The organism is Pseudarthrobacter sp. IC2-21 (genome assembly GCF_034048115.1).
GTDB classification, from domain to species: domain Bacteria; phylum Actinomycetota; class Actinomycetes; order Actinomycetales; family Micrococcaceae; genus Arthrobacter; species Arthrobacter naphthalenicus.
The window spans coordinates 3,642,103-3,669,004 of the sequence record NZ_CP139145.1 but is presented as its reverse complement, the minus strand read 5'-3'; the positions used below and the strand labels follow the sequence as shown (position 1 = coordinate 3,669,004).

Below are 26,902 nucleotides of genomic sequence, written 5' to 3'. Positions count from 1 at the left end.
CATGGCAGCTCCCTTCTGTCTCGTATCAGCATCCTTAGATCAGGAAAGTACGGAGGGGGCAGCCGGTTTTACCGGGTGCGATGGGTTAATGTGCTCCAGGTGCCGCAATGGAAGAGTCACCGTGGCGCGGAGTCAACGATTCGGTAGTCGATGGCCGTGTGGCCAACAACTTCATTTGAGCCGAATCCGAAGGCTGCGTAGGTCATGATGGTTCGTTCGCCGATGACCAGCCCGGTACCGGGGTCGATGATCATTTCTGCCCTTTGGCCGGCGCGAAGGGGTTCCGTCCGTCCGATTGCCACGCCCACCTTTCCGTCGAAGTTGGCCTGCTCGCTGGCGGTGACACCGGGGATCAGAGCCAGCGCCTTGTAGAGTCCCGCGCGCAGGTCGGCAGGAATGAGTCCCATCCTCAGGATGTCGGTGATACGGACGAAGTTGTTCTCATCCCGTGATGCTGAACCTCCCTGATAACTGGAGTTGAAGTGGTCATACAAAGCCTGCCCGTCCCTCGGCAGGGCAGCCAACTCATCATCTGACATCAGGGTCCATGGGCCGCCATAGAACTGTCCGTCCTTCGCCCGAATGACCTCAATTTCCATGGGCACCGGCTGGCCATCGCCCCAGTCGCGCCTGAGGACCCAATCCTCGGCGGGGTTGCCTGGACGGTAAACGTCGATGGTCTGGGCGTTCATGCTGCTTTTCATATTTCCCGCCTGGTCGACGCTGGAGATGAGCCAGTTGGCGTGCGTGTGCACGAGCAGGTACTGGCCCGGCCCGGGCAGGGGATCGACGAAGGTCATCGACTGGTCCGCCACTGACCTCAGGACCCCTGCCGCGTGCGCGCTTTGCGCGGTTATGCTGATCTGCCCTACGGCCAGCGCCCCGACGGTCGCTGCCGCTGCCGCGAGCAGGACCCGCCGGGTTGGGCGGGGGCGGGCGCGGGCCGGGACGGCAGGTTCCAGCGAGACCAAGGAATCCTTGTTTCGGCGGCTCCTGGGGCCGTGACGGCGCGCATCCTTCCCAGGCCTATATCTGGTGGGGTCCTCTGCGCCGGCGAGAGTTGGCAGCGCCACGAGTTGGCTGCGCAGAGCTTCACGCCTGTCGGCCTGAAACTGGGGTGTGTTCATGATGTTCTCCGTCCAAGAATTGCCTGAGCAGCAGGCTCTTGTTCATGCACTACCTGGCCATAGAGCGTGCCTAGCCGGGATTTGGCCCGGTGCAACCGTGACTTCACTGTTCCGTCCGCGATGCCTAGGGCAGCACCTGCCTCTTTCGAGCTGAGGCCCTCAATGATGCAAAGAGTCAGCACATCGCGCTCCTGGGGCTTTAGTTGTGTAAAAGCCTTCCGCAGGGCAGAGGTTTTGAAAGTGAATTCATCAGCCTCTGCGATGTCATCAGCAATGTCCGCCGCATCCGTGGGCGGCGGGAGCCGGCTGAGGAAGTATCTATAGCGGCGTTGCTGGCGAACGTGGTTTCGAAGGATGTTGTTCGTGGTGACCAACAGCCAAGGCAATATCGAGTCATTGACCATTCGGACGTTGGCCCGTCGGCGCCACGCCTCGTAGAAGACGACGGCAGTAACCTCCTCAGCCAGATGGGGCAGACTCAGCACTTTTAGAGCGTGGCGCCAGACCCTGTCATGGTGGCGGTCGAAAAGCACACCGAACGCGTCACCGTCGCCGTTGACAACCTGGCTCCACAACACTTCGTCCAAGACACCTGATTCGTCGCCCATACTCCATAGTGTCCGGTCACCCCGATCGGTTCCATTATTCGAGGTGAAATCTAAAATTGCCCGGTAAGGGTTCCGTCTGAGGGCGGCCGCCCCTTCTCCTACTCCACCTTTCTGTCTCGAAACCTCTGCGCCTCAAAACTCTAGGGTTTCGAGGCGCAGAGGTTAGTAGACACCAGATCGGGGTTAGGAAGAGGAACCGGCTGACCCAAGGCCCATGGTCATGACTGCTGGGAGAGATAGAGGACAAACATCCCGCCGAACCCTAGGACGCCCGAGATGATTATCAGCATGACAACGAGATTTCTCCGCCGAAACATCGCACCGGTTCGTTCGCGCTCCACAAATCCATAAACAGCAGTTGCGGCCAAGATGACAAAGCCAATAGCGAATAGCGTGAGCCCAAGTGCCGTCACTGGTCGTTCTCCTTGAGGGGGACTTTGCGAATCCACAGGAGCATGATCACGCCCACCAGGACCGTCCCTGCTGTCCATGGCCACTCACTATTGCCCATGGCGACAAAGGTGACACATCTGATGAGCGCCAGCACGGTGAGAATTGACGTGCCGACCGTCAAAATCAACTTCTGTGAACGAAAAAACGGGCCTACTCCAAACATCCCCACCCCAATGTTCAGGACCGAAACCAGACTTAGCCGAACGGCAGTATCACATGAACGTGAGGATACGGGATAGAAAACCCGCTGGCCATCGTCCCCGTATCCCTAGGGTTTTTAGGCGCAGGGGTTTCGAGACACCGAGGGGCCGGAAACCGTGCCCAGATCCTCTTACGGCTCCGCGAGTCATATTCGCCTTCCAGGATGGATTATTTTTTCAGGCGCTCCTCTGCAGCCTTCCGCTGTTTTTCGCGCAGCTCTTGTATCCGGATCTCAAAACGGCCGGGAGGGGCAGGGGGTGACGGGGGGTGCACTCGGACAGGGAACCAGTCAAGGGTTTCAAGGTCGGGGTGGCGCCGTAGTTCTTCGATGAGTTCCTTGCTGCCGAAGACTTTTGACCCAAGCAGGTCCCAGTCTGTCCAAACAGCCCATGTCCGGTCCTCTGGCCACCAGAATTCCGGTGTCACGTCCGGGAGGCCTGGCCGCAGCATGGTGGGAATCAGGTCTCCGAGCGTGAAGGAGAAAACTCGTGGGTGTACTTCGCTGTTGACGTCCAAGACTCGGCCCAGGATTTCGTCTTCGAATGGGTCGGCGGCGGCGAACATTGCTTCCATCTGATCCGTTGTTGTCGCAGCGCTCAGCAGCGGCAGGAGTGCCTCCAGCTCCACTTGGCCGATGGTTGCATCCACAGGCTGGTACACGAAGTCAGCACCCGGCAAGACGAGTGATGCTTCGCGCCAGCTTAGGAAAGCGTCCCACCTGAAGCACGGAGGAACTTCAAGCCCATCCCAGAATGACCCGCGCAATGGAACACCTTTGATTTCAGCTACTTCCTTCCACCGCACCCGCACAAACTCGGGTGGTGGGGCGACCGGGTAGGGGTTTGGATTCTCATCATCGGCCAGCGCTCCGGGTTCGATGCCTGGTGGGCAGATGTACTGATTGTGAAGGATCCAGACACTGTCCTCGCAGCCCGGCGGATGGACATCCGTTTCGGCGTTGATAATGACGTCGTCGCCAAGCCAGCACAGGTCATCCGCGAAGCCCTTAACTGACCAACCGGCCGGCATCGAAGGACGGGGCCGGTCTGGCCAGGGCCAATCCATCACGTAACACCCTGCCGGCAACGCCGCGTCTTCATCAATCATGAGCCGAACCTACCACCGGGTCACACCGCGTACCGCTCTCCGTCCAACCAACATCAATGTCTTCTCTGCGGCCACGAAACTCTAGCGTTCTGAGGCACACAGGTTTCGAGGCACCGAATTGGATGAGGAGAAGGAGCCAGCCGCCCTCAGACGGAACCTGGTGCGGGGTCAACGTGCGTGCGGGTGATATCGGGCGCTCAGGGCGACGTTGCGGAGCCGATGAGGATATTGTCGTGGATTTTCCTCCAGCCCGCGGCTTCAAGGTCGCTCGTATCGAAGCCCGTTGTCACCAGCTTCGCTGTCGGCTGGCCGGTGTGGCTCACCGTGACAACTTCACGGTCACCCGTAATCCCTTCGCTGCATCCGATAGCCCACTGGTCTGGCTTGTCGACGGGATAGACCGCTATGCACGCACGGGTGAAATCTTTGCTCTCGGCAGCGAAGTACTTTACTCCGGCGTCCTCGGCCAGAAGCTTGAAGTCAGAAGGTAGGTCGGGGTTCGAGTTCCGAACGGTTGCAGGCAAATTGTCCCGCGCGTCCATTTCCCGATGCACAGCCGTGATTCCCTGGTAGCCGGAGCAGGCAGTCAAAGACAGTAGTAGTAGTGCGGCGATGGCCGCCGTTTTTGAATTTTTCATATGTCCCCCAAAATGACGATGTCTTTGAACCTATCAAGAATCCCTTGTTCCCGATGCAGCCACTGGGAACCCTTTGCGGTCACTTCCGAGTCTGCATGGCAGCCGTCGTGCAAAAAGGGGCCAGGCTGGCGGGCGCTCTCCTTGTTCTCCCATATCCTGTGCTTGTTCCGGCCGACTAAAAATTGGGGAAGAAAGTGAACGCAGACTGGAGTTTCAATATTGATGACAAGAATGCGCGCCTGAATTTGCCGCCCGATGAAGTGAGGCTTCCTGTGCAGGAAGCTGCGACCAGACTGCGCGAGGCAATGGACGCTTGCCGGCGGGCTGCACTCGATCTCGGTGCCGCTGTCCGCACCTCAGGAGAAGCTGGCTATGGCACGAACTGGATTCCGGACGCGGCCAGCCTAAGTCGCACAGATCTGGAAAGAGTCCTTCGCGGTGAAGAGCTCTTCTGACCGTTGACGAACCGAATTCCCAGTTTGGCAACCCTTTGCGGCCACTTCCGAGTCTGCATGGCAGACGTGGCGCAAAGGGACCAGTGCTGGGGTTAGGGCTACGGAATTTCTGGGTCGGCCTGCGCGCGGGTGAGTGCCAGGAAGCGGCCCGCCCGCCGAAAGTCACGGGCGAGAAATCCAAGCCCTATGACCAGTACTGCCGCGCCGATCGTCATCACCCACCCGAATAGGCTGTCGCCTCGTGTGGCAAAGTTCAGGGCTTGAGGAACGAATACAAGGGGGATCATCGGCTGGATGAGCAGAAGCGTTGCAAGGTTCTTCCGTAATTGCACCGCGGCGGCCCGGATCACCGGGAGATGTTCTTGGTCAAGGGGCGCTTTTCCTGCGATTTGCCGGCGAACGCGCTTTCGTTCGTCGGGCTCCAACGAGACCAGTACGTCAATCCTCCCGACCTGGGCGGCAGGTGCCACTTTTTTGGCGTTGTAGATCAGCCCGCTTATCAAGACAACGATTGCTCCGAGTACGATTCCAAACGCGAGAAAGGTCGGCCTCCCTTCCGGGGCATCGGGAAAAATTAGGGCTCCGATGACCGTTCCGGCAGCGGCCGAGAGGACCAACGCAACCGGAAAGTAGCGGGTGTAATAGGTTTTCATGGCCTCACCGAGACCGTTGTCCTGGATGCCCTGAGCTCGTCTAATGGCCTCAGTCCAACGCTCGTTGGACTCTGCCATGAGTCCGTCAATCCCGCTCATCGTTTTCTTCCCATGAACATTTCTAACGCAATTAGACAAATGCTGTAACCCCTGCTCGAAACGTCCTCTCGCTGGAAACAACTTTTGCGCGCCTTTGCGCCGGTGGCCCGGACACGTCTGTCGGCCTATGTTTTGTGGACTGTAGGATCCTTGGGCACCGCCCGTAAGCCGGTCCGTTCGGGAACCATCTGCGGGTTTGGGGGCCGTTCGTGCCGGTAACTGTGTGCACAAGGGTGAGGCCTATTTGAGTTGGATCTGGCAGTGCTTCCCGGTGGTCTCACCATCGAGGGTGAATTCAAAGTTGATGATTCGTGCGCTCATCGGCGGTTCCGGAGCATAACCCCAACAACCATCCCACTCCGTCCCGGTACCGGCCACTTTCCCACCCACGCAGCGGTACTCGGTGCCTAAATCGTCCGATATTCGCGCATTGACCCGTTCGAGAACCGGTGCTCCGGGCATGATTGGGAATCGCCCAGCCGCCTCAGTACCGTGAAGCTTCCGCCGCTCAGCCCATTGATCAATTTCCTTGAGATGAGATTGATCCCGGTTGCGAGTCTCCAGACTCGGCACGCCCTCAAAGTACATGACAATACCGCGACTGCCTGCTTCGCCTACTCCTGGTGGAAGTTGGAATGTTGGATCTATGCCCGCGAAGCGCACATCTATGCCATCGCTGGTCGCAATAATGAGATCACCCGGGGCCGAAATAATCGTCGTCATGGAACCCACCCTAACGCCGCGCCAGAAAGAGGACTTCTCCGGCCAAAATCACCACACGAGAGAGATCGCTGGGGGCCCTTAAGGGGTGTCCCGTATCGCCGATACCAAACAGTCCCGTAAGCCGGTCGCCTCCGTGCCACTAGCGGAGGGTGCTGGCCGCTCCAGGAAGCCGCCATCGAGTCCTAGATGATGCCCGGCCTGTCCCCGTCGGGTTGGGTTGGAACACTTCGCTCACGACGTTTCAGTTCCAACCAAGCAAGCGTCGCTTGGTAGAAGCAGACGAGGGCACAGGCAAAAGCTGCCACAGCTACCCATGTGTTCAGCGAGGTGTTCCACTCGAAGAGCAGGATGCTGCCGAGAACCAGGCTAGTACCAATGAGAAAGCGGCTCAATCTCAAGGAACTCAGTTGAGCAATTGACGATCGCCGAATCTTTTCTCGATTCATGCCTAAAGATAACAGGGCCGTTCCGGAACTTCGACAGCTTCTAGTGGCCACGGGTTAAGTGACCAGTAACCCAGCGGCGCCCACTGTCCGAAAAGTCGTCAGCCCGCAGGTCGTCCGAATGGAGGTCCCACTAGAGGGTCGCGAGACTAACCCGCAACGGGACGACCCTGACTCGGTCGTCGCTAGAAAGCTAGGATTCAGGACGTAGCGGGATACTGCCCGTTCGTATTGGGGGAAACATGAAAATGGTCATTCTGGCAATTGCCGCTTGGGTCTTGACGGCCCTCATTGCATTACTCGGAATCAGTGCCGGTGCAACCATTTGGTTCTACATGGAGCCGGTAGTTGATTCCGTACCGGACCCGGCGAGTTACCTTGTCGCTGTCGTTGCCGGATTCTTGGCACTGTTCCTAAGCTTGGTTGTCAGTGTCGGCGTTACTGTCCGTGTAGCCCGGTGCCGGATCGGCCGGCAGACCGCATCGGAGGACAGGCTCTAGCCCCTCGCGACATTATTCTGTCCATGTTCTGCCGACTAAAAAGTGGGAAAGAAAGTGAACTCAGACTGGAGTTTCAACATTGATGACAGCAATGCACGACTTACTGTCCCGCCCGATGATGTGAGGCTGCCGGTGCAGGAAGCTGCGAACACATTGCGCGAGGCAACGGACGCCTGCAGGAAGGCTGCGCTCGATCTTGGCGTTGCCATCCGCACTTCAAGCGGCGCTGGTTATGGGACGAATTGGATGGTGGATACCGCGGGTCTCAGCCGCGCCGATCTCGAAAGAGTTCTTCGTGGTGAAGAGCTCTTCTGACCGTTCACGCCGGAGGCATCCCTCAGGGGAACCGTCCGCGGGACCGTGCGCCTCCGCCGCTGGCACTACTTTGAGAACTGCTGGACCAAGCTCGGTATGTACCCCAGAGTGTTGATCAATGCCAGCGTGGCTATGCCATACCCAATGGCCAGGGCAGTAATAGCTAGCCCGCGGCCTCGTTCGCCTCTCAGCGGGATCTGGTTAAGGGCAACGTGTCCGGCCCCAACTGCAAAAACAGCAAGGACCGCAACGCCGAATACCCACAATCCCGATGCGGCGATCACGGCGAAAATGACGGCTACAACGGCCAGCTTGTTCAATCGACCAGTTGATGTGCGAGCTGGCACCATCGGCGTACTCGTTTCGGTTCCCCCAACCTCGTTAGTACGAGTGAGTCTAGCTGGCCCCGCCCGCACAGGACTGGCCTGAATAATTCCATTTCGGGAAGGCCGTCTGCAGCCGCCCAATGAGTCCGTGGGCTGTCTTGCACCCCTAGAGTTTCGAGGCGCAGAGGTTTCGAGACCGAAGTGGACGCGGAAAAGGCACCGGCCGACGTCGACGGAACCTCTAACGGGACTCCGCCCCAGGAACTTGCCTGAAGACGTCTGGGCAGTTGTCCACGACCTTTAGTCGGCCGAGGGGATTCAGTGGCTGGAGCCTTTCCCTCAACGTCAGCGAGATTGATGAAATCGCCGTTGGCGTCCTCCACAGGACCGCATACATGGACTTGAGAGTCGGTCTCAAGTCCACGCGTAACCGTTAATCCGAGACGGCGCTGAGCCGGAGCTCTGAACTGCCGGTTTCAACTTCCATTCGGAAATTAGGGTATCCGGATGGGCTGCCCTTTCTCATCGAAGATGATGGGAGCCCCTCTCTCGTCAACCAGGAAATCTTCGATGACTTTGCCGGAAGCGGTATCGATGATGACTATTGAACTTGCGGGCCAGTTCGGGTCGGGGACGACGTCGAAGTCGACGTCCGAGATCAATGTGACTTGGCCGGCGTCGTTTCTCGCCCTGTTGTTGGCGTCGACGATTTTGCCTGTAGTGGTGTTCACGGCCACCGTTTCCTGCGGCAGCCCTTCGGTATTTCCCGAGACGGGGGTTGAATTCCACCACCCCTCGTAGCCGGCGATCCCGCGATTTTCCATTGGCGCTTTAACCAAGGGCGTCTCCGCCTTCGCAGTCGTCTGGATCCCAACAGCTACCGCCGCGATAATCACTACGGCCGCGCCCATCGTGCACATTACAAGTTTCATGTTTTCCCCCTTGGCGAAACGCGACAGCAGGATGCCGCCGCGGTGTAGCGACTCGTGAAACCTGGCGGTCACTGATGAACAAACCGCACCAAGCAGCAGGGCAGATGTTGATATGCCCATCCCGGGACCATCCCGAAGATCCGCCCTCCACTGTTCTTCCCGGAGGGCCCGGAGCCGCCGCGGCGTCAATGCCACGCAAACGGCCAGAACGGCCTCATCCCGTCTCATGCCCCGCACCACTGGTTCACACGCATCGCAGGCGACGGCCGGGGTGTCGAAGGGAGCTTTGACTGCTGCTCTCTGACGTACTGTTGCGCCAACGGACGGGCTTCAGCCATCAGCCGGTAATAACGCCGACGAGGTCCTTTGCGGATCTCCGTTGTGTCCCATTCCCCCTGAACCCACCCCGCCGATTCGAGGCGATCCAGAATCGGATAAACCGTCCCAGGCTTCTTGCCCGTGTCCTTAACGATCTGGAGCCCCCAAACGCTTTCCGCGGACAGCAGCGCCTCCAACACCTGCGCGGTGGCTGGCGTTACGCGTCCCAAATTCTCCATGCAGTAAAGCTAACTATATAGATTTAGAAGTCAAGTCCTGCCTCCGAATTCCTAGTCATCGCTACGGACAGGGCCACGGCCTGTCGCTCGGAGCACGGCATCCGCGCATATAGGAACCTCTACAGGGACAAAGTTCTCGGTAAACCGTTCCAGCTGCGAGCGGCCGACGAATCCCGAGAGAAATTGCTCTTGTCCATGGTGTCCTGACTACAGTTCAATAGCTCAATGGGGGCAGGTATGCGATCAATTCTGAGAAAACAAACAGTGGTGCTGATCGCCGCAATGGCACTTACGAGCTGCACACCGGCCCCGCCGGTCCCGAAGGAAAGCACGTCGGATCTAGCGCCGCAGCTCGCTGCCAGCTTGAACTGCGCAGACGCCTGGGAAGGTACTGCACTTCCAGCCCCCGAGGCTCCTACAGCTGAGGGCGTTTCATCTCTTTCGTGGACCGGCAGCCCTTCGAGCTATTCCTGGCCCATCCGGGACCAGATGAATGGCTATCCCTACACAGGCAACGAAGGGAAGGAATACGGTGCCTGGAAGACGCCAATCTCCGTGGAAGCAGGATCTGGGGAGCAAGTCATTACTGTCGAATCGCCGCCTGACGCCGCCTTGATAGTTGCCTCTGCAGCAAAATGGGAATCCGGCGAAGCCCTTCGCGAAGGCCAGCTGGGCCTACCAGATTCCTACACCGTCAGGGCATGTGATGATCGCGCCGCTCAGTTTCCGGGTATGACCCTTGTCCAGGGGCCGACCTGCGTAGTTATCCGAGTGACAGATCGAACGACCGCGGAATCCTCCACCGTTTCAGTGCCGATGTATGGAGGCAAGTGCCCATAATTCAGAGAACATTCGACACCCACTTTAGCGACGTCGTTTCTGATGGGCAGCCCTCCACGGCCCAGATCTCGCAAAGTTCCGAAAGACCGCAAGCCTCCGCCGCATGAACCTAGCGATTCGAGGCACGGAGGTTTCGAGACACCGAAGTGGAGTAGGAGAAGGGGCGGCCGCCCTCAGACGGAACCTCGATGGAAACCTGCAGGAGGCCTATATGCTCCGATCAGCGTCCTCCTTAAAGGAGCACAGTGAAGCACAATCGGTTGTGGCTAATACTCGTTTCCTCAATGCTTCTCACAGTGCTACTGACTTCCTGCGGTGAGACAATGCCAGGCGGACAGGGAGCTGTGGAACCCGCGTCGAGTTCCCTTGGATCCGCTTCCTCAACGCCCACGTCGCAACCAGAGGAAACATGCGCGGCATTTTTGCCGGCGGCACCATGCGCGATGTACACCAGTGTTTCCGGGACGGCCGGTGACAAGGATTTGCCTTGGGTGGCATCGGGCAGTTTAAAAGCTTCCATGCATACCGTCAACGGACAACTGATGCTTGGGGTACGAACTGAGTGCGCACCGTTGAGTGGTCTGGCTACCATCACGGGGAGCACGCTCACCGCGAAGGACATCGTGACAGGCGCATCCGGCTGTACTGATGTCAACGCTGGCGAGCACCACTTGTGGGTAACAGACTTCCTGAAGCGGCCCATCGAAATGACACTCAGCCAAGGCACTCTTACCTGGAAGAGCGGAGCAGACTCGCTGAGCTTCCAGAGTGAGTGACCTGCCAGGCCCGAAACGACTTGAACAAAGTCCAATGTTGGCCTTCCCTACAGGAACCCTGACGGGGCTCGCCTTAAAGGTGTCGCAGGTATCTTTCGGGTGAGTCCAGGAATGATCGCCAGTTGGAAACCAGATCGAGGTCGGACCATTTCTCCTGCCGAAGTCCCCAGGGGCCGACTTCGAGAATCTGTGCGCCGGGAAGTGCTGCAAGGACCGGAGAGTGTGTGGACATGATGACTTGCGAGGAGCCTTCGGCGAGGAGGTCTTTCAAGACCGCGAGGAGGCTGAGGCATCCCGCGAAGGACAGCGCCGATTCCGGCTCATCGAGGACCCACAGTCCGCGTCCTCGGAATCGATCTATCGCCAGTTCCAGGAACGATTCGCCGTGGGACATGTCGTGGAACGAGATGTCCGGACCCGAGGTGCTCGGGTTCTTCTCGAGGTAGGTGAAGAAGCCGTGCATGGTTTCGGCGCGCAGGAAGTAGCCGCGTCTTGTGGCGCCGGCGTTGCGAACTAGCTGCAGGTGATCGGCAAGTATGGATTCAGTGGATCTGGTGCTGTGACGGGCCCCTGTGGATCCGCCTTCAGGAGACAGGCCGTAGGCCAGTGCAATGGCTTCCACGAGTGTGGATTTTCCCGATCCATTTTCGCCTACAAAGATAGTGGCCGGGGTCATATCGAGCCCTTGATCTAGAACTTGGGCGACAGGGGGCAGGATCGCTGGCCACCGCTGGCGGTCAAGAACGTGAGCCGGGTCTTCGGCTAACCGCCTGATCGGATAGTTATGCGGGGGCATGCCCCATTCTTACAGGCATCTCTCGCTGTCCCGCCCCAACGCAGTAGTCGAACCTTTAGCGGAGACCGCGCGGAGATTGCTGATGCAGGCTGGGGGTGCCTTACCGCGTCCAGTATTGAGTGCGGATTAACCGCCGTGCGGGGCAACACCCCCGAATTCCACTTTGACCGGGCACCCAGCTGCCTTCGAGTACTTGCGCTCCAGACTTGCAACGTCCGATGCGGCCCTGACTGATTCGTCCAGCGTGAGGGTCAGGTGTGAACCGTCAGGCGATACCGCAGTGATGTTCACAGCAGGGTCGGAGGCCAACAGCTCGCTGGCAAAATCGGCGAGTTGCCCGGGGGAACAGGCTGCTGTCTGGACTGAAATGTCGACGTTTGGAAACCGGGCCAGTAGGTCCTGTAGCTTCGCGCCCACCGGGCCGTGCCAATGAACGATAATCCGGTTCCCCTCGATCACTTCGACTGAGGCGAATTCAGCATCCCCTGCCAGCTCCCCACTCAGCGTGCTGGCCGCATGAGAGATCGTTCCGTCCGCAGGCGCAGATTCAGGACTGACCAGTGAGCCAGTAGGCGGTTGGATTGGCGTCGGCTCCTGCATGGGCGGCTGGGCAGCTTCGCCGGCCCGACCCGCAGGCCCAGTTCCGGCGCAAGACGTAGCGAAAAGAGAGAGACCGAGCAGGACTACCGTTAGGCGCCTGATCAACTTTGAACTCTCACTTGGCGTGGCCACACCTCATGCTATTGATCGGTGCGGAATAGGGCTACCCCGCCGCCGCGGCTGGAGCCTTTTGGGGATCCCCAGGCGAACAGTGATGGTGGACGGCACGAGAATGCTCGGAGTGTTCCCAAATATCGCGACGACTTGTAGCCTCGGCACATGGCAGAGCCGGAACCCCTTAGGCGATTGCAGCCCAAGATGACTCGCGGTGCCTTCCGCTTTCAGCTTGTCCTGTGGTCGATCTGGACCGCGCTGCAATTGGTAGTGATCGTCATAAACCTGGCCGCAGGAACTGTTTGGGATCTGGGGGATTACCTAGCTGTCACAGGGCTGGCACTAGGCGTGGTGTACCTGGGGCGCCTTTTGTACGTTCGACATCGGGACGGCCATTTCTGGGAAGAGGAAGAGGCCAAGAGAGCTGATTGGGACCGGCGAGGGCGGGCCCTGTAGCCAATCAGCAACCTCTACAGCAACTCCTCGATCGGGAGCGCGCACTCCTGGGCTATCTGCCGCCAAGGATGCGGCGTTTGGCGGCGCGAAATTCCTCGTCAGAAAGCGCGCCACTTCTATGGAGTTCTGCAAGGAGGGCAAGTTCCGCCGCCAGGGACCTCTTACCCGTTATCTTGCCGAACATCACTTGGCGCTCCCTGATGCGTTTAGTCGGCGCTGGCCTTCGCTCATGTGCCCGTGATGAGCTGTTGACGGCGAAGGCGATTAGCAGGGTGACCGCAAGGACTCCAAGGGCAATTCCCAGAGGGACGCGAAACGGCTCCGTGGCGTTGCTCAGGACGGCAAGGATTGCCCCGGCAACGACAGCACATAGCCCAGCTATCCGAAGCGTCGTTCGGCTAATGCCGAACGTAAATGTGTATCCCTCGGCCTCGGCCGAAACCAAGTGTTCGTTCATCTGCCGAGAATAGCCCTGCGAACGCTTCTTGAACATCCTGCGGACCTTGGTTAGGGGCAGGCGTTCGCAACTGCAACCTCTAACGGGACTCCGGCGCAGGAACGTGTCTGAAGACTTCTGGGTAGTTGTCCAGGACCTTTAGTCGGTCGAGGGGCCATGCAGTTACTGCAGCCTTTCCTTCAACGTCAGCGATGTCGATGAAACCGCCGTCGGCATCCAAGTGTGCGCGTGAATCGGCAGAATGATTTCGGTTGTCGCCCATGACCCAAATTTTCCCGTCAGGGACAATTACGTCGAAGTCTTGGGCACGGGCAGGCTCGACAGAGTTGATATACGTTTCGTTCAATGTGGCTCCGTTGACGGTGACCTGCCTGCTGGTACTGCAGCAAACAACGTGGTCACCCGGGAGACCAATGATCCGCTTCACTAAGTGCTGCTCCGAGGTGTCGGGGAGGAGCCCTAGAAAGGTCAGGCCTTCCGACACTGAGCCAACCGGGCCGGTACTACCCCCGGCAGGCTTTGCGGGCAACCACGCCTTGGTATCGCGGAATACCACCACATCTCCGCGGGTCAGGTCGAATGGTCCCGGCACCATGAGGTTCACGAAGATCCTGTCATCAACTTCCAGGGTGCTGGCCATGGAAGGCGACGGGATGAAAAACGCCCTGAAAAGGAATGTCTTAATGAGAAAGGAAAGTACGACCGCGATCACGACAACCGCTGCTATTTCCTTTGCCCACCCTAGGAACGGGCTTAGGCGGGACTCAGCACGTTGCATGCGCGACCTTGCTAATACAGGCAGCAAGTACTACCGCCGCCAGAATCAAAGGATGCAATGTGTCGGCAGCCATGTAGTCCTCCCCAAGAACCTCGGTGTCCAGGATCGGACACACAGAGCATATCGTCGTGGACAGCGACATGCGTTGGGGTGGCCAAACTGGGGGGACTCTCAGCGGACCGGAGCGCCGGGGAAGAAACCCTCGGTGGGCGTTCCACCTACTTGGCCGTTGCCAGGCGCGATAACGAACTCGCCAACCACTGTTTTGCCGGTCGTGTCGTAGACGGGGACGGAGATTGATTTGCCTTGGCGGGCCTCCTGCCAGGCCAGTGCATCCTGCGGGCTTTTGAAGGTTTTCATGGCTGTAGTGCCGTCGGCTTCCTCGAGCTCGGTTCTATAGACGTAGCCAGGGGTCCCATTGGTGGCCATGACTGCGATCATGTCGGGTGTCCCGTTTTCGTTTTGGGCGCCGTAGGATTTGCCGTTCTCGTTGGTGCCCCAATCGGTGATTTCGACGTTGACGTATTTGGCCGTCAGCTGCCATCGGTTTCCCGGCTCGGTTGTGAATGTCACGCTGTGTTGACCGGGACCAAGCTCGACCAGGTACCCGGACCAGCCCCCGGTCGTGCCTGCATCTGCCGCCGAGCATGTGCTGGCGGAGCCGTCCTGGTATTGGAACCGCCCTGCGGTCAGGCAGGTGAAGTCCATCTGGATCCCTGTTGTGCCTTCGGGAGGCTCGCCGAGTTCGACGGTGGCGGTCCCCTCGTAGGTAGAACTGACGGGGGTGGACAACGGTGAAACGCGCGGGGAGCCGGGCACGAAGAACAGCCCGGCAGCGGCGGCACCTACACCACCGAGGACTCCAGCGCCGGCGAGAATGCTCGCCCCTAACCAGACGCGAGTGCGTTTGGGTTTCCGAGTAGGGGAGGTCTTTTCGACCCTTGCGACTAGCTCGGCGCGCAGGGCCTGACTGAACGTGTCGTCCACGTGAAGCTGGTTCATGACCGGTCTCCTTCCAAAGCGGGTGAAGGCTGTAAGGCTGCGTTGATTGCCGTTTTCATTCTTTGCCGGGCCCGGTGCATGCGGGACTTCGCCGCAGCCGGCGTCAGGTTCAGGACAGCTGCAGCGGCTGCGATGGTGTATTCCTCGAACACCACCAGGCTCACCAGCTGCAGATCGGCCGTGCTGAGTGTGGCCAGAGCCCTGGCAGCGTCCTGGTCCATCTCTGCCTGCAGAAAGAAGTCATCGTTGGCATTGGAGATCCCATCTGCCCGTGGGAGGGAGTCTAGGAGCTTGCGGTAGCGAAACGCCGCCCGTTTACTGTTGCGGGCCACGTTCGTTGTCGTGACCAGCAGCCACGGCAGAACTGACCCGTCAACGATCCGGACCCTTAGCCGGCGGCGCCACAGTTCCAGGAACGCCGTAGACATGATGTCCTCGGCGTCGTGCCGCTCCCCGGCCAATCGGTATGCGTGACGGAAGACTCGATCTCGGTGCCGGTCAAACAGCAAACCGAAAGCTTCGCCCTCACCCTCAAGGCTTCTTGCCCACAGCCCGCCGTCGTCGGCTTCAACGTTCCCCATGCCCTGTATTGTCCGGGAACCGCCAAAAGGTTTCACAAAGCCGAAAGAATCTTTTGAAAGCCTTGAACTGCTGCGAACCCGCCCCCTTAGGCTGCGACTCGCCCTTGGTGGCATTCAGATGGAGGAACCCTCAACAGGACGGTTTCAGGTCAACCTGGTGTGGAACTACTCTTCAGACGGAAGGCCTTTCACCTGATCGGGCTGATTTCGGAATCGTGCGACTTGCTCGTCTCGCTTGACCTTCCGATTGATGAAGATTGTTGAGAGGCCTCCAATTGCTCCGGCCGCCACGAGGAAGAGAACGCCAAGCCATCCGAAGACCTGGTAAGCGATCCAACACATAATAAGGAACCAGACCACCCATATCGTGCGCTTCGTCGTCTTGCTCATGCCTCATCCTATTGATCACGGCGTCCCCCGGATAGCCGCACGGATCCTCACCGGCCACATCTCCAGAAATCCTTCGTCCGGTAAGCCGAACCCTTACCGGGCGGAATGGTTCGACCTGGACGCAGCCCGGCATCTTGCACAGTCTCTGGCGCCGACTCCCGCACAAGAAGGTGTTTAGCGGAACTAGTCCGACAGGGCCGTTTCCGCCTCGCGGCGGCGGATCTCTTTCCTAGCCAAAGCGGACTGATAAAACCAGCCGATAGTAACCACAACCCACGCGGCTGTCTGCCATCCTGGGAACCAGATAAGGGACAGCAACAAAGTGCCGATGCCAAAAATGACGTAAGCATTTTTTAGCCAGCGCAGATCTGACGTGGATTGTTTCGGAAATCTCGCTGCCTTTCCAAACCACGCATGTACTGCATTTGGCATGGCATCTCTTTCCTTCTGCGGATGGCCCTATCTTATTGGTCGCGTAGCCTGCGGCATAGGGGTGTCGGTACGGTGCGAACAATTCCTGATTCTTTACTGCGCACTCGGCGACGCTCACGGGATCGTCGGGCCCCTCTGCTGAATGCCTAGTGAGAGGGAGGGCGGAGTGCGATCCCCGAACGCTCGCGTGGTGCATTGTCTGACTACCATTCACTATGGGCAAGAGAAACTTCCTCATTGAAGGAAGCTCCGGAACCGGGAAAACCTCTGTGTGCGAGGAGTTGGCAAGGCGCGGTTACCACGTCGTTCACGGCGATCGCGAACTCGCGTACCAAGGTGATCCGGAGACCGGGGCACCGATGGAGGACGTCACTGGTCTTGCCATTCACGATCACCACCTTTGGTGCGTCGACAAAGTGAAGGCGCTCGTCGCAGATCAGCGCGAGGCGGTGACGTTCTTGTGTGGGGGATCGCGAAACTTCGCGAAGTTTATTGATCTGTTCAACCGCGTCTTCGTGCTCGAAATCGACACCGAAACCTTGGCTCGCCGGCTCGACGACCGGGGGGACGACGAGTGGGGCGGACAAGGCCGGCAAGCGGAACGGGACCTCATACTCCGGTTGCATCGCACAAAGGCGGACATTCCGCGAGGTGGCATCGCCATCAACGCCACCGCTCCGCTCGCGCACGTTGTCGACGAGATCCTGGCCTTGAGTGGAGCAGTAGGAGACTCCGCCCGTTAGCCGGTCCGCTAGCGTGTTTCTGCATGGGCTTTTCTGACGTCAAATGGCTGTGCAGGCGAGTAGCGAAATTTGTGCAGACGACTTCTGACTTGCTCTTGAGTTGTTGGAGCCGACATGCCCCGTATAGCCCGCCCGATTGGATGCCCGGCCAGGATGCCCCAAATGCAACATCTGCCGTCTCGTAACCCTTGAGATACGAGGCGTCCGGTCCCGAGAAAAGCAACGCGTCCCAGGGTTTCCTAGTTCCTGTGCCCATCACATGGCCTTCCCAACACCAGGGCATTCTCGCAACTACGTCTCGAAACCTTTTGGTGGAATCGGCATACTAACCCCGATTTTTCATGATGCGCCGTGACGGTCGCGGTTTTGCGCCTGCGGCTGATCCGAGTTTTGTTTTCTGTTTTCGGGCAGTCTGGTGTGGCCTGTTGGTTCGCTGGGTTGGCGCCGGTTCCACTTCCGGTGAGGGAGCTGCTCGTCGGGACAGGGTAAAGGCCCTGTTTCAGCCTGGGGAGAGCAACACTTTGAGCTGGCTGGTGTTGTCTAGGAGCAGTTTCACGAGGTCTTTCTCTGGCGCTGATTCCGGGAGTAGGAGCTGGGTGCGGCGGGCGCGGGTGATGATTTTCCCGGCAATCGCGAAGAGCCGGTAGCGCCAGCGTTTGATGTCCCAGCCCTTGGCCCGGTGGCCGTCCGGGAGGGCGGCGAGCTGGAGCCAGGACACCAGGTTGAACGCCAGCGCGGCGATGTTCGCCCAGGCCTGGTTCGCCGCGAAATCAAAGAACGGCAGCTTGCCCAGGCCGGTGTTTTTCAGGGTTTTGATCCTGTTCTCGCACCGGCCCCGGGCCCGGTGCCTGGCGTCCAGGAACGGCCCGTGCCAGCGCGGCGAGTTGGTCAGGAACGCGGTAATCCGGTGCCCGTCAACATCGACCAGGGTCGGCTGCGCGCCCGGATGCAGCGGCTCGGCGCGCAGGAAAAGTTTGGTGCCCGGAGGGTAATCGGTGAGCGGGATGACGTCCGTGGCGTTGATGACCCACGCATCGGTCCGGTCGTTTCCGGACTGGTCCAGGGCCGGCTGCCAGTACTCTTTGTCACTGATCCAGTCGACCATGTGGGCTTTGCCGAACGGCAGGGTGTAGCTGGTGGTGAACTGCACGCCCAGGCTGTGCAGGTGCCAGAGGAACTTCCTGGAGGCCCCGGCACTGTCGGTGCGGACCAGGACCTTCTCCCCGGCCAAGGCCCCGGTGTCGGTGAAGAACCCGTCGGGGAGTTGGGCGGCGGCGGTGTGGAAGACCCGGATGTGGTCCTCGGCGCTGTTCGCCCCGGCGTTCCCTGGCCGGAGCACGGCCGCGAGGATTTCCCCGGAACCATTACCGGCCCCGTAATCGGCGCTGGCGATGAAGGGGGCGAATCCGTAGCCGCCCTTGTAGGTACCGGCGACGTTTTCCTTGTCCGAGTGTGAGGTCACCAGGGTCGCGTCGATGTCGATGATGAGCGGATCCGCGGCTGTTGCGGTCAGGGCCGGGTTCCGGTTCCCGGCGGCGGTCCAGGCCCGGGTGCGCAGTTCCCGGGTGAGGGTCTCGAATCCGTAGCCGAACAGCTCCGGGTTCGCCACGGTGCGTTCGAAGAACCGGGACATGGTCGCGTTCGAGGGCAGCTGACCGAAGACCCCGGGTGAGGAGCGCAGGATATCCAGGTCCGAGGCGTGTTCACCTCCCGCGGCGAGCATCGCGGCAAGGGACCCGACCAGCCGGCCAGGCCGGTGCTTCGCTCCCGAGGGAACAAACTGGCCGAGCCGGTCCTCGCACAGCCTGCCGAAACCCAGCGCGTCCATGAAGCCGGCGAGCACCGAAACCCCCGCGTGGGAGATCAGCGACTGGCCGGTGAAACTGACCGGCAGGGACGGGAAAACAGCGGTAGACTTCTGCATCGAAAGGGTGCTCCCTCGCTCGGCAAATAACGGTCTCGACAACCACTATTTTCCCAGCTCAGAGCACCCTTTCCCTGATTAACACGCCAACCCAGCGGCACCCCCATGAAAACCCCGGGCTAATCATTAGTTACGGCACACACTCGGAGGCAGGCATGTCGAAGCTTATTGGCTATGCACGGGTTTCGACGCGGCAGCAGTCCACGGACCGGCAGCGGGTGGATCTACTCGCCGCCGGCGTTCGACGCGATGACCTCTATGTTGACCACGGCGTATCCGGAGCACGCGCTTCACGGCCAAAATTCGATGAAGCACTTGACGCGCTCATGGAGGGCGACACCCTCGTCATCACAACCTTGGACAGGCTCGGGCGGTCCACCCAAAACATGCTCGCTCTCGCTGACGAACTCCGCAGCCGCGGCGCGGGTCTGCGCGTCCTGAACCTGGGCGGAGGCGATGTCGACACATCAACACCGATGGGCTCTATGGTGTTCACGATCATGGCTGCCCTCGCCCAGATGGAACACGAGATCAAACGCGAACGCGTCACAGATTCCATCAACAAGCGAAGAGAAGCCGGCAAGGACCTTGGCGGCCGACCCCGCCGGGTCACTGATAGTCAGATCAGAAGCGCTGTTCGCCTGGTCAATGGCGGAGAGCCCGCGGCGCAGGTCGCCCGGGATTTCGGTATGTCCCGAGCAACCTTCTATAGGCGATCAAGAGCACTTGCTGACCAACAGGGTGCCGTTTAGCACCACAGGTCCGGCGCGATGGTGCTTTGTGCAGACGACGTCGGAAAAATGACATCCCTGAATCAGCGTGCGAAGGGACAGTGGAGAATTCCGGCCCGCGCTGGGAAGGTGGTACGAGCGAACGCAGCAGACGTCGAGAGGAACGGCCACCGTATGACCGGAACGGACATAAAGAACCAGGGCGGCCGTGCGACTGAGCGCTTCGAAATGGTCATGCCGCTCCGATGGTCTGATCAGGACATCAACGGCCATATCAACAACGCCCGCATCGTCACCCTGATGGAGGAGGCCCGCGTGCAGTGGCTCAACATAAAGGCAGCCGCTGACGGGCTGGACTCGTTTCGATGCCCCAAAGTGGTGGCGTCGTTGAACGTTGAGTACAAGATGCCTGTCAACTACGGGGATGAGCTCACGCTGGTGCTCGACATCTCCAGGGTGGGCAACGGGTCCTTCACCGTCCGGCATACAGGGAATCGGCAAGGCACCACCGTCTTCACCGGCACCACGGTGGTGGTCCCGCTGGACCCTGAATCGAACCACCCGCGGAAGCTCACCGCAGAGGAAAGGGCCTACCTCTCGCGGTTCGCAGGGTAGGCGTCAGCTGCTAAGGTTCCAGTGCACCCTGATTGCGTCGGCAATGGGACCGGTGGCGACGTCGACCCGGAAGGCGACGGGCGCGGTCCCGGTCTCTTCGATGACCGCGTCACGGTACACCCTTCCACACGCGGGGCACAGGGTGTAGAGGTCCTGGTCCGCAGGCCATTCCGCCAGCTCCGGCGGCACCGGGGTGTCCTCGTCACTGTGAACGGGGATGCCTTCTGAGTTGGCCTGGATCAGCCCGTCCTTGCTCACGGTGTTCCCGCACACGCAGGTGATGGTGGTGACATCGTGACCGATCACGTCGGCAGTTTCAGCGTCCATGATGACCTCCCCGGCGCTGGCAGAGATGTGCTGGTATCAGCTTAGGCCTGCTGCTCCACCACGTCCCACCCTTTGTTAAATCTGCCGATTTCCCCTCATCCCAGCAGGTCATCCTCGTAGCACCAGCGCCAGTCCTCACCCGGTTCGATGCTCCGCATGACAGGGTGCCCGGTGGCGACAAAGTGCTTGGAAGCATGGGTGCCGGGCGAGGAATCGCAGCACCCCACTTTGCCGCAGCGCAGGCACATCCTCAGGTGCACCGACGTCGTACCCTCCCGGAGGCAGTCCGCGCAGTACGCATCGAGGGGCACCTCGGGGGAGCGGGCGGATTCAAGGTGACTGCACACCCCGCCCGGCCTGGCGATTCCTTCTCCGCCGCCTTCGCCGGTGGTGTCCACCTCGTCCAACGAGACGTCCAGCATGGATTCCTCCACGTCCAAACGCTCCAGGACTTCGCTGAGAACCTCCTGCGCGTACTCCCCGCCGCGCCGCAACTCCAGCACCTTGGCGCGTTCCGCTTCCAGCATGGCAAGCCGCAGCCGGGCGTAGCGCTCGCTGGGCGTCGCCGTCTCCGCGGACGGCCGGCCCAACCGCTCCCAGGCGGCCAGCCCGCGCTCCTGGGTGCGCCGTTTCAGCATGGCCACCACCTCGGGCGGATCGTCATCCGCGCGCAGTTCCTGCAGCCGGGCCACGCCGGCTGCAGTGGCCTGCTGCATGAGCGCGGCCTGGTTCAGTGCGTCCTCGCGCTGGTCCGGGCCCGGGATGCGCAGGACCCTGACCAGGGCCGGAAGCGTGAATCCCTGGAGGGTGAGCGTGCCGCCCACCACCACCAGGGCAGCGAGAATCAGCACGGAACGGTGCTCCAGATCGGCGGGCAGGACCAGGACCGCGGCCAGGGTGACCACCCCTCGCATCCCGGCCCAGGAGACAATCGCCGGGAACTGCCACTGCGGGGCCGGATCGTTCCTCCGCACGGCCGGTATCAGCCGGGGCAGGTACGTCGCCGGGAACACCCACACCGGGCGGAGCACCAGCACCGCCAGCAGGATAATGGCGCAACCGGCCCAGATCCGGCCGGCACCGAGGGAATCGTCCTGGACGCCCTCGATGATGGACCGCACCTGCAGCCCGATCAGGAGAAACACGGAATTTTCCAGCAGGAACTGCACCGTGTTCCAGTTGCTGCGCTGGCTGAGCCGGGCAGCGCCGTTGGGCATGGACGGCGCCTTGGTGCCCATCACCAGCCCGGTAACGACGACGGCGAGGACTCCGGACGCGTGGATCGCCTCCGCGGGGAGGTACGCAACGAGCGGCGCTACCAGTGAGGTTGAGGTGTTGATGGCGACGTTCCGGATCCGCTTGCGGAGTTCGGTCAGGACATACGCGGCGGCCAGGCCCACCACCACCCCGCCCCCGGCAGCGAGCACGAAGTCCCCGGCGATCCCGGCGACGGAAACCGAGCCCGAGACGGCGGCGATGGCTGCGCGGAGGCAGATCAGGGCCGTGGCATCGTTCACCAGGGACTCGCCCTCCAGGATGGTGACGATCCGGCGCGGCATCCGCACCTTCCGGGCGATGGCCGTTGCCGCCACGGCGTCCGGCGGCGCCACCACCGCCCCGAGGGCGATCGCGGCGGCCAGTGGGATCTCCGGGAACAGCCACCACACCACCAGGCCCACCGTGATGGTCCCGAAAATGACGTAGCCCACCGAGAGCAGGGCTATGGCGCGGCGGTTGGAGCGGAAATCGAAGAGGGAAGTCCGCAGCGCAGCGGCGTACAGCAGCGGCGGCAACAGGCCCACCAGGACCACTTCCGGGTTCAGTTCAATGTGCGGGACGAAGGGGAGGAAAGAACCGGCAACGCCGGCCAGCACCAGCAGCAGCGGAACCGAAATGTTGAGTTTCCGGCCCAGGGCGCTGCCCGCGCAGACCACCGCGACGAGAACCAGAAGTCCCAGTGCGATTTCCATTGGGCCATTGTCTCAGGCCCGCGGCTTTTGGAAACCGGACGACGGCGGGACCTCCTTGCCGTCGTCCTCCGTCCATGCCGCGCCTGTCGACCTGTTCGCGGTGATCGGGCGGTTCGCGGCGCACTAGGAGGCGGCCTCCTGGGCCTCGAGCATGTTAATGTCGTCGGCCAGGACAGTCAGCTCGACGCTCTTCGGCCGTTCAACTGTGCTTTGGATCGGTACGGCACGGCCGCTATGGGCTGATTCAAGCACTGATTCCATGACTTCAAGGGCGTGGTAGGCCAGGGCGCCTCCGGCGCGGGGCTCTTCGCCCTGCGCGGTGGAGGCGAGGTCGGCAATGCCGAAGCCACGGCCCGAGTCGACGTACCCGGCGCTGACCGGCAGAGTCTCCCAGCCGTCCGCGCCGAGGGAAAACAGCTGGACCTCCCCATCAAAGTGGTTGGGGTCCGGCACCACCAGGGATCCCGTGGAGCCGTGAATCTCGATGTTCGGCGACTTCGACTTCACCGCGTCGAAGCTCATGAAAAGAGTGGACAGCGCGCCGGACGTGTGGACCAGGACGCCGGTCACGTGGGAGTCGATGTCCACAGGTACGGTTTCGCCCTGCCGGGGCCCGGAGCCGATGGTCCGGACGTTGCGCGTGTGGCTGGCGGCACCCATCACGGAAACGACGGGGCCCAGCAGCGTCACGAGGGCGGTCACGTAGTAGGGGCCCATGTCCAGGAGGGGACCGCCGCCGGGCTGGTAGTAGAAGTCCGGGTTCGGGTGCCAGCGTTCGTGCCCGGGCGTCACCATCGTGGCGGATGCGGAGATGGGTGCGCCGATCAGTCCGTCGTCGATCGCTTTGCGCGCGGTCTGGATGCCGGTGCCCAGAACGGTGTCCGGGGCGCAGCCGACGACGACGCCTGCCTCGTGGGCTGCGTCCAGGACCTGCCGGGCCTCCGCAGTTGTGGCAGCAAGCGGCTTCTCGCCGTAGACGCTTTTGCCTGCGGCGATCGCCTTCAGCGCCACGGCGGCGTGCGCGGCGGGGATGGTCAGGTTCAGGACCAGCTCGACGTCGTCCGCCGCCAGGAGCTCGTCGACGGAAGTGGCGCGCACGCCCTCGTAGTCGTCCGCGACCGCCTGGGCACGGGCCGGATCAAGGTCCGCTACGGCCACCAGTTCGATGTCCCTAAGCTTGCGGAAGTTGGTGAGGTACTGGGCGATGATGGCGCCGCAGCCGACGATTCCTACTCTTAACGGCTTGCCCACAGCAGGCCCCTTTCGATGATGGTGCGGACGTTGGCGTCCTGGAGGATTTCGACGCGGTGGCCGGGGGTGGAGACGAAGATCCTGCCTGTGCCCCATTGCCGGGTCCAGATGGCCGGGGACGTGACTTCGCGGTTCCACGGGTCCCACTCGCGGACTTTCTGGGTGGTGGTGGCGAGGACGTCGATGTAGTCGTCCGAGAGGACCCAGTACTGCTCGGTGACCAAGTCGAAGTCGTTGATGCCCTGGGTGATGGGGTGCTCCGCCGCCGCAGGGAGCATGTTGACGGTATAGGGCACGTAGTTATCCGACTGCTCGCCGATGCACTCGTCCGGGTGCTTGCCGGGGTGGCAGGCGAACTGGCCGCCGATCAGGTGTAGGTAGTCCGAGTTGTTCCGGTAGGAATCGGCGATCCCGCCGTGCCAGCCGGCCAGGCCCGTCCCGTTTTCGACGGCGGCGCGCAGCCCGGCGAACTCGTCCTTTTCGATGGTGGTCATGGTCATGCACTGCATGATCAGGTCCACGCCTGCCATGTATTCGGCGTCGGCGTAAACCTTGGGGGATTCCTCGACGCGCACGTCATAGCCGTTGTCTTTGAGGTAGGGGATAAAGAGCTCGGTGGCCTCATACGGCTGGTGTCCGTCCCAGCCGCCCCGGACTACCAGGGCATTCTTGCGTTCGGTCATTTGTGGGTTCCTTTGGTTGGCTATCGGCCCGGGCAGGGCCGGAAAAGTGGTTACCGGCTGGCGAAGGCCGCGTCGAAGGCGGCGGCGGGCGGGGCGATCCGGGCCAGCTCCTGCACCATGGCCAGCGCCTGCGGGGCGCCGATCAGGCGGTCCATGCCGGCGTCCTCCCATTCGATGCTGGTGGGGCCCTCATAGCCGATGGCGTTCAGGGTCCGGAAGATCCGGTTCCACTGCACGTCCCCGTGGCCTGCGGTGACGAAGTCCCAGCCGCGGCGGGGATCCGCCCAGGCCAGATGGGAACCGAGGCGGCCGTTGCGGCCGTCCAGCTGGCGCACGGATTCCTTGACGTGGACGTGGAGGATGTGTTCTGCGAAGTCCTGCAGGAACATCACCGGGTCCAGGTCCTGCCAGATGAAGTGGGAGGGGTCGAAGTTCAGCCCGAAGCTCTTGCGGTGCCCGATGGCTTCCAGGGTCCGCTTCGCCGTCCAGTAGTCGTAGGCGATTTCGGACGGGTGGACTTCAAGGGCGAAGCGGACGCCCACCTCGTCGAAAACGTCCAGGATCGGGTTCCAGCGGTCGGCGAAATCCTGATAACCGGCGTCGATCGTTGCCTCCGAGGCGGGCGGAAACATGGCAACGGCCTTCCAGATGGAGGAGCCGGTGAACCCTGTCACGGTCTTGACCCCCAGCCGGGCCGCTGCCCGTGCGGTGTCCTTCATGGACTCCGCGGCGCGCCGCCGCACACCTTCGGCTTCGCCGTCACCCCAGATCTCGGTAGACAGGATGCCCCGGTGACGTTCATCAATGGGGTCATCGCACACGGCCTGGCCTGTGAGGTGGTTGGCGATCGCGAACACCTGAAGGTTGTTCTTCGCCAGGATGTCCAGCCGGCCCTGAAGGTAGTCGTCGTCCTCCGCAGCGCGGCGGGGGTCCAGGTGGTCACCCCAGCAGGCAATTTCGAGCCCGTCGAAGCCCCAGTCGCCAGCTAGCCGGGCCACCTCCTCGAACGGCAGGTCAGCCCACTGGCCGGTAAAAAGCGTGATTGGTCGTGTCATCAGGTTTCCTTGGTTGTACTGGCTTTGGGCGGCGCTGCTCAGACCTTTTGCCACTGGCTGGAGTTGGCAGCGCTGGACTCCACCGCGGCGAGGACCCGCTGGACCTGCAGGGCCTCCGCAAAAGAGGGTTCCGGCTGGCGGCCTTCACCGATCGCGGTGACGAGGTCCACCACCTGGTGGGTGAAACCGTGCTCGTAGCCCAGGCCATGGCCGGTTGGCCACCAGTTGCCGACATACGGGTGCTCGGGCTCGGTGACGAAGATCCGCCGGAAGCCGGCGTTGGGGGATTCCGCGGCATCGTAGAAGGACAGGACGTTCATTTCCTCGAAGTCGAACGCCAGGGAACCCCTGGTCCCGTTGATTTCAAGACGCATGGCATTTTTCCTGCCCAGCGCGTAGCGGGTGGCTTCAAAGACTCCTACGGCACCCGTTGAACCGGCGCCGCCGTCGAACCTTGCACTGAAGATCGCCGCGTCGTCGACGGTGACGCTTCCGCGGGGTGCGTCACTGCTAAGGTCGCCGTGGCCGCCCAGGCCCACCAGGTCGCCGGCGAGCGGACGCTCCGGAACGAAAGTCTCCAGCAAAGCCGAAACGCCGGAGATGCTGAGGCCGGATACCCACTGGGCAGCATCGATGCTGTGCGCCCCGATGTCACCCAGGGAGCCTGACCCGGACTTGCTCTTGTCCAGTCGCCAGGTCATGGGGGCATTCTCATCCGAAAGCCAGTCCTGCAGATACTGGGCCCGGACATGCCGGATCTCGCCGAGCTTGCCCTGTTCCACCAGTCGTTTGGCCAGCGCAAGGGCGGGCGTGCGGCGGTAGCTGAAGCCGCACATGGAGAGGATTCCCTGCTTGGCTGCTGTCTCCGCCACGAGGGTCATCCGTTCCGCCTCCTCGACCGAATTTGCCAGCGGCTTTTCGCACAGCACGTGCTTGCCGGCTTCGAGGGCGGCAATCGCAATTTCCGCGTGGGTGTTGCCGGGGGTGCAGATGTCGATCAGGTCGATGTCGTCGCGCTCGATCAGGCGCCGCCAGTCTGTCTCGACCGATTCCCAGCCGAGCTTGTCCGCGGCGGCGCGCACGCCGTCGGCATTTCGTCCGGCGACCGCGGTGAGCCGGGGCTGGAGAGGCAGGTCAAAGAAGCGTGGGGCCGTGCGCCAGGCGTGGGAGTGGGCGGCTCCCATGAAGGCATAGCCCACCATGCCGACCCGCAGGGGCTGGGGTTTTGTCATGGTCAGTCCTTT

Annotated in this window: 31 protein-coding genes; 7 read left to right on the top strand and 24 right to left on the bottom strand. The window is 61.3% G+C overall.

All coding sequences use genetic code 11. The features are described from left to right. Positions 1-116: 116 nt before the first annotated feature. From SBP01_RS16995 to SBP01_RS16975, 5 genes are all read right to left on the bottom strand, one after another. Positions 117-1,127, bottom strand: a complete 1,011-nt coding sequence (locus SBP01_RS16995; RefSeq protein ID WP_320536624.1) for a CU044_5270 family protein — start codon at positions 1,125-1,127, stop codon at positions 117-119. Continuing rightward, positions 1,124-1,735, bottom strand: coding sequence for a sigma-70 family RNA polymerase sigma factor (locus tag SBP01_RS16990; RefSeq protein ID WP_320536623.1), 612 nt, complete (start codon positions 1,733-1,735; stop codon positions 1,124-1,126). Before SBP01_RS16990 ends, SBP01_RS16995 begins: the two co-directional genes overlap by 4 nt. Positions 1,736-1,953: 218 nt before the next feature. Continuing rightward, entirely contained in the window at positions 1,954-2,148 is a 195-nt protein-coding gene (locus tag SBP01_RS16985) for a hypothetical protein (protein WP_320536622.1), read from the bottom strand. 409 nt (positions 2,149-2,557) lie between these two features. Next, on the bottom strand, positions 2,558-3,496 hold the full coding sequence (locus SBP01_RS16980) for a hypothetical protein (protein WP_320536621.1): 939 nt from the start codon (positions 3,494-3,496) through the stop codon (positions 2,558-2,560). A gap of 197 nt (positions 3,497-3,693) precedes the next feature. Then, positions 3,694-4,134: a hypothetical protein gene (locus SBP01_RS16975; protein WP_320536620.1), complete on the bottom strand. Its 441-nt coding sequence runs from the start codon at positions 4,132-4,134 to the stop codon at positions 3,694-3,696. 194 nt (positions 4,135-4,328) lie between these two features. On the opposite strand from SBP01_RS16975, the gene SBP01_RS16970 reads away from it, so the two are divergent. Beyond that, the gene (locus SBP01_RS16970) at positions 4,329-4,589 is read left to right on the top strand and encodes a hypothetical protein (RefSeq protein WP_320536619.1); all 261 of its coding nucleotides are present in this window, start codon (positions 4,329-4,331) and stop codon (positions 4,587-4,589) included. A 98-nt stretch (positions 4,590-4,687) separates the two neighbouring features. On the opposite strand, the gene SBP01_RS16965 is transcribed toward SBP01_RS16970, so the two are convergent. Beyond that, entirely contained in the window at positions 4,688-5,341 is a 654-nt protein-coding gene (locus tag SBP01_RS16965; RefSeq protein WP_320536618.1) for a hypothetical protein, read from the bottom strand. Between the two features lie 240 nt (positions 5,342-5,581). Next, positions 5,582-6,064, bottom strand: coding sequence for a hypothetical protein (locus SBP01_RS16960; RefSeq protein ID WP_320536617.1), 483 nt, complete (start codon positions 6,062-6,064; stop codon positions 5,582-5,584). A 997-nt stretch (positions 6,065-7,061) separates the two neighbouring features. On the opposite strand from SBP01_RS16960, the gene SBP01_RS16955 reads away from it, so the two are divergent. Then, the gene (locus SBP01_RS16955) at positions 7,062-7,322 is read left to right on the top strand and encodes a hypothetical protein (protein ID WP_320536616.1); all 261 of its coding nucleotides are present in this window, start codon (positions 7,062-7,064) and stop codon (positions 7,320-7,322) included. Positions 7,323-7,387: 65 nt separating this feature from the next. Here SBP01_RS16955 and SBP01_RS16950 read toward each other — a convergent pair whose 3' ends face one another. The 3 genes from SBP01_RS16950 to SBP01_RS16940 form a co-directional block, all read right to left on the bottom strand. Then, entirely contained in the window at positions 7,388-7,642 is a 255-nt protein-coding gene (locus SBP01_RS16950; protein ID WP_320536615.1) for a DUF4190 domain-containing protein, read from the bottom strand. Between the two features lie 500 nt (positions 7,643-8,142). Beyond that, positions 8,143-8,700, bottom strand: coding sequence for a hypothetical protein (locus SBP01_RS16945; RefSeq protein ID WP_320536614.1), 558 nt, complete (start codon positions 8,698-8,700; stop codon positions 8,143-8,145). A gap of 104 nt (positions 8,701-8,804) precedes the next feature. Continuing rightward, positions 8,805-9,137, bottom strand: coding sequence for a PadR family transcriptional regulator (locus SBP01_RS16940; RefSeq protein ID WP_320536613.1), 333 nt, complete (start codon positions 9,135-9,137; stop codon positions 8,805-8,807). Between the two features lie 1,283 nt (positions 9,138-10,420). On the opposite strand from SBP01_RS16940, the gene SBP01_RS16935 reads away from it, so the two are divergent. Further along, the gene (locus SBP01_RS16935) at positions 10,421-10,753 is read left to right on the top strand and encodes a hypothetical protein (RefSeq protein WP_320536612.1); all 333 of its coding nucleotides are present in this window, start codon (positions 10,421-10,423) and stop codon (positions 10,751-10,753) included. Positions 10,754-10,826: 73 nt separating this feature from the next. Here SBP01_RS16935 and SBP01_RS16930 read toward each other — a convergent pair whose 3' ends face one another. Further along, positions 10,827-11,549 carry an AAA family ATPase gene (locus tag SBP01_RS16930; RefSeq protein ID WP_320536611.1) on the bottom strand — a complete coding sequence of 241 codons (723 nt, stop codon included), beginning with the start codon at positions 11,547-11,549 and terminating at the stop codon, positions 10,827-10,829. 879 nt (positions 11,550-12,428) lie between these two features. Here SBP01_RS16930 and SBP01_RS16925 point away from each other — a divergent pair. Continuing rightward, positions 12,429-12,719, top strand: coding sequence for a hypothetical protein (locus tag SBP01_RS16925; RefSeq protein WP_320536610.1), 291 nt, complete (start codon positions 12,429-12,431; stop codon positions 12,717-12,719). 52 nt (positions 12,720-12,771) lie between these two features. On the opposite strand, the gene SBP01_RS16920 is transcribed toward SBP01_RS16925, so the two are convergent. From SBP01_RS16920 to SBP01_RS16895, 6 genes are all read right to left on the bottom strand, one after another. Next, positions 12,772-13,176, bottom strand: coding sequence for an SHOCT domain-containing protein (locus tag SBP01_RS16920; protein WP_320536609.1), 405 nt, complete (start codon positions 13,174-13,176; stop codon positions 12,772-12,774). Between the two features lie 79 nt (positions 13,177-13,255). Next, positions 13,256-13,954 carry a signal peptidase I gene (gene lepB, locus SBP01_RS16915; protein ID WP_320536608.1) on the bottom strand — a complete coding sequence of 233 codons (699 nt, stop codon included), beginning with the start codon at positions 13,952-13,954 and terminating at the stop codon, positions 13,256-13,258. Between the two features lie 171 nt (positions 13,955-14,125). After that, positions 14,126-14,956: a peptidase M56 family protein gene (locus tag SBP01_RS16910; protein ID WP_320536607.1), complete on the bottom strand. Its 831-nt coding sequence runs from the start codon at positions 14,954-14,956 to the stop codon at positions 14,126-14,128. Further along, positions 14,953-15,537, bottom strand: coding sequence for a sigma-70 family RNA polymerase sigma factor (locus SBP01_RS16905; protein WP_320536606.1), 585 nt, complete (start codon positions 15,535-15,537; stop codon positions 14,953-14,955). The genes SBP01_RS16910 and SBP01_RS16905 overlap by 4 nt, the downstream gene beginning before the upstream one ends. A 165-nt stretch (positions 15,538-15,702) precedes the next feature. Next, complete coding sequence (locus SBP01_RS16900; RefSeq protein WP_320536605.1) at positions 15,703-15,927, bottom strand: hypothetical protein; 225 nt, start codon at positions 15,925-15,927, stop codon at positions 15,703-15,705. A gap of 183 nt (positions 15,928-16,110) precedes the next feature. Further along, complete coding sequence (locus SBP01_RS16895) at positions 16,111-16,359, bottom strand: hypothetical protein (protein WP_320536604.1); 249 nt, start codon at positions 16,357-16,359, stop codon at positions 16,111-16,113. A gap of 215 nt (positions 16,360-16,574) precedes the next feature. Between SBP01_RS16895 and SBP01_RS16890 the strand changes: the two genes are divergently transcribed. After that, positions 16,575-17,102, top strand: a complete 528-nt coding sequence (locus SBP01_RS16890) for an AAA family ATPase (protein WP_320536603.1) — start codon at positions 16,575-16,577, stop codon at positions 17,100-17,102. A 499-nt stretch (positions 17,103-17,601) separates the two neighbouring features. Here SBP01_RS16890 and SBP01_RS16885 read toward each other — a convergent pair whose 3' ends face one another. Beyond that, on the bottom strand, positions 17,602-19,026 hold the full coding sequence (locus SBP01_RS16885) for an IS1380 family transposase (protein WP_275216645.1): 1,425 nt from the start codon (positions 19,024-19,026) through the stop codon (positions 17,602-17,604). Between the two features lie 155 nt (positions 19,027-19,181). Between SBP01_RS16885 and SBP01_RS16880 the strand changes: the two genes are divergently transcribed. Both SBP01_RS16880 and SBP01_RS16875 read left to right on the top strand, forming a co-directional pair. Next, positions 19,182-19,778 (top strand): recombinase family protein, encoded by a 597-nt coding sequence (locus SBP01_RS16880; protein ID WP_320536602.1) that lies wholly within the window; start codon positions 19,182-19,184, stop codon positions 19,776-19,778. A gap of 153 nt (positions 19,779-19,931) precedes the next feature. Continuing rightward, entirely contained in the window at positions 19,932-20,372 is a 441-nt protein-coding gene (locus SBP01_RS16875) for an acyl-CoA thioesterase (RefSeq protein ID WP_320536601.1), read from the top strand. Between the two features lie 3 nt (positions 20,373-20,375). Here SBP01_RS16875 and SBP01_RS16870 read toward each other — a convergent pair whose 3' ends face one another. The 6 genes from SBP01_RS16870 to SBP01_RS16845 form a co-directional block, all read right to left on the bottom strand. Continuing rightward, on the bottom strand, positions 20,376-20,699 hold the full coding sequence (locus SBP01_RS16870; RefSeq protein WP_320536600.1) for a hypothetical protein: 324 nt from the start codon (positions 20,697-20,699) through the stop codon (positions 20,376-20,378). 95 nt (positions 20,700-20,794) lie between these two features. After that, positions 20,795-22,669 (bottom strand): Na+/H+ antiporter, encoded by a 1,875-nt coding sequence (locus SBP01_RS16865; protein WP_320536599.1) that lies wholly within the window; start codon positions 22,667-22,669, stop codon positions 20,795-20,797. Positions 22,670-22,792: 123 nt separating this feature from the next. Continuing rightward, on the bottom strand, positions 22,793-23,920 hold the full coding sequence (locus SBP01_RS16860) for a Gfo/Idh/MocA family oxidoreductase (protein WP_320536598.1): 1,128 nt from the start codon (positions 23,918-23,920) through the stop codon (positions 22,793-22,795). After that, positions 23,905-24,603, bottom strand: coding sequence for a ThuA domain-containing protein (locus SBP01_RS16855; RefSeq protein ID WP_320536597.1), 699 nt, complete (start codon positions 24,601-24,603; stop codon positions 23,905-23,907). The genes SBP01_RS16860 and SBP01_RS16855 overlap by 16 nt, the downstream gene beginning before the upstream one ends. 50 nt (positions 24,604-24,653) lie before the next feature. Then, a complete protein-coding gene (locus tag SBP01_RS16850) occupies positions 24,654-25,658 on the bottom strand; it encodes a sugar phosphate isomerase/epimerase family protein (protein ID WP_320536596.1) in 1,005 nt (334 codons plus the stop codon). 38 nt (positions 25,659-25,696) lie between these two features. Beyond that, positions 25,697-26,890, bottom strand: coding sequence for a Gfo/Idh/MocA family oxidoreductase (locus SBP01_RS16845; protein WP_320536595.1), 1,194 nt, complete (start codon positions 26,888-26,890; stop codon positions 25,697-25,699). Between the last annotated feature and the right edge of the window lie 12 nt (positions 26,891-26,902).

Coding starts and splice junctions, on each gene's coding strand:
- SBP01_RS16995 (WP_320536624.1), bottom strand. CDS start 1,127: ATGAACACACCCCAGTTTCAGGCCGACAGGCGTGAAGCTCTGCGCAGC.
- SBP01_RS16990 (WP_320536623.1), bottom strand. CDS start 1,735: ATGGGCGACGAATCAGGTGTCTTGGACGAAGTGTTGTGGAGCCAGGTT.
- SBP01_RS16980 (WP_320536621.1), bottom strand. CDS start 3,496: ATGATTGATGAAGACGCGGCGTTGCCGGCAGGGTGTTACGTGATGGAT.
- SBP01_RS16975 (WP_320536620.1), bottom strand. CDS start 4,134: ATGAAAAATTCAAAAACGGCGGCCATCGCCGCACTACTACTACTGTCT.
- SBP01_RS16965 (WP_320536618.1), bottom strand. CDS start 5,341: ATGAGCGGGATTGACGGACTCATGGCAGAGTCCAACGAGCGTTGGACT.
- SBP01_RS16960 (WP_320536617.1), bottom strand. CDS start 6,064: ATGACGACGATTATTTCGGCCCCGGGTGATCTCATTATTGCGACCAGC.
- SBP01_RS16945 (WP_320536614.1), bottom strand. CDS start 8,700: ATGGGCATATCAACATCTGCCCTGCTGCTTGGTGCGGTTTGTTCATCA.
- SBP01_RS16940 (WP_320536613.1), bottom strand. CDS start 9,137: ATGGAGAATTTGGGACGCGTAACGCCAGCCACCGCGCAGGTGTTGGAG.
- SBP01_RS16935 (WP_320536612.1), top strand. CDS start 10,421: ATGTACACCAGTGTTTCCGGGACGGCCGGTGACAAGGATTTGCCTTGG.
- SBP01_RS16930 (WP_320536611.1), bottom strand. CDS start 11,549: ATGCCCCCGCATAACTATCCGATCAGGCGGTTAGCCGAAGACCCGGCT.
- SBP01_RS16925 (WP_320536610.1), top strand. CDS start 12,429: ATGGCAGAGCCGGAACCCCTTAGGCGATTGCAGCCCAAGATGACTCGC.
- SBP01_RS16920 (WP_320536609.1), bottom strand. CDS start 13,176: ATGAACGAACACTTGGTTTCGGCCGAGGCCGAGGGATACACATTTACG.
- lepB (WP_320536608.1), bottom strand. CDS start 13,954: ATGCAACGTGCTGAGTCCCGCCTAAGCCCGTTCCTAGGGTGGGCAAAG.
- SBP01_RS16910 (WP_320536607.1), bottom strand. CDS start 14,956: ATGAACCAGCTTCACGTGGACGACACGTTCAGTCAGGCCCTGCGCGCC.
- SBP01_RS16905 (WP_320536606.1), bottom strand. CDS start 15,537: ATGGGGAACGTTGAAGCCGACGACGGCGGGCTGTGGGCAAGAAGCCTT.
- SBP01_RS16900 (WP_320536605.1), bottom strand. CDS start 15,927: ATGAGCAAGACGACGAAGCGCACGATATGGGTGGTCTGGTTCCTTATT.
- SBP01_RS16895 (WP_320536604.1), bottom strand. CDS start 16,359: ATGCCAAATGCAGTACATGCGTGGTTTGGAAAGGCAGCGAGATTTCCG.
- SBP01_RS16890 (WP_320536603.1), top strand. CDS start 16,575: ATGGGCAAGAGAAACTTCCTCATTGAAGGAAGCTCCGGAACCGGGAAA.
- SBP01_RS16885 (WP_275216645.1), bottom strand. CDS start 19,026: ATGCAGAAGTCTACCGCTGTTTTCCCGTCCCTGCCGGTCAGTTTCACC.
- SBP01_RS16880 (WP_320536602.1), top strand. CDS start 19,182: ATGTCGAAGCTTATTGGCTATGCACGGGTTTCGACGCGGCAGCAGTCC.
- SBP01_RS16875 (WP_320536601.1), top strand. CDS start 19,932: ATGACCGGAACGGACATAAAGAACCAGGGCGGCCGTGCGACTGAGCGC.
- SBP01_RS16870 (WP_320536600.1), bottom strand. CDS start 20,699: ATGGACGCTGAAACTGCCGACGTGATCGGTCACGATGTCACCACCATC.
- SBP01_RS16865 (WP_320536599.1), bottom strand. CDS start 22,669: ATGGAAATCGCACTGGGACTTCTGGTTCTCGTCGCGGTGGTCTGCGCG.
- SBP01_RS16855 (WP_320536597.1), bottom strand. CDS start 24,603: ATGACCGAACGCAAGAATGCCCTGGTAGTCCGGGGCGGCTGGGACGGA.
- SBP01_RS16850 (WP_320536596.1), bottom strand. CDS start 25,658: ATGACACGACCAATCACGCTTTTTACCGGCCAGTGGGCTGACCTGCCG.
- SBP01_RS16845 (WP_320536595.1), bottom strand. CDS start 26,890: ATGACAAAACCCCAGCCCCTGCGGGTCGGCATGGTGGGCTATGCCTTC.